Raw genomic sequence first — 318 nt, forward strand, 5'->3', positions numbered from 1 at the left:
TCAACACCATCTACAAAAACCTGTTCGGCCACGAAGCTGATCCAGCAGGTCTGACCTACTGGGCAGGCCAAATCACTGGCGGCGCCGTCTCCGTTGGTGTTGCAGCCCTGTCCATCCTGGGCGGCGCGACTGGTGCAGACAAAACAGCCGTAGACTCCAAAGTCGCTGCTGCCACCTCCTTCACCACAGCCGTTGATACCACCAAAGAAATCACTGCCTACGCAGGTGTTGATGCCAACGCCACAGCCAAAGTATGGCTGAGCAAAGTCGTTGACGCTGCCACACTGGCCACAGCCCAGTCCACAGCCGATGCCACCA

At 58.2% G+C, this 318-nt stretch carries 1 protein-coding gene; it reads left to right on the forward strand.

The window, feature by feature from the left end; all coding sequences use genetic code 11:
- On the forward strand, positions 1-318 hold a 318-nt coding region (locus ACO0LH_RS28590; protein ID WP_422944541.1), incomplete at both ends, for a DUF4214 domain-containing protein.

Origin of the sequence: Undibacterium sp. TJN19 (assembly GCF_049339485.1) — a bacterium.
In the GTDB taxonomy this organism is placed as follows: Bacteria; Pseudomonadota; Gammaproteobacteria; order Burkholderiales; family Burkholderiaceae_D; genus Undibacterium.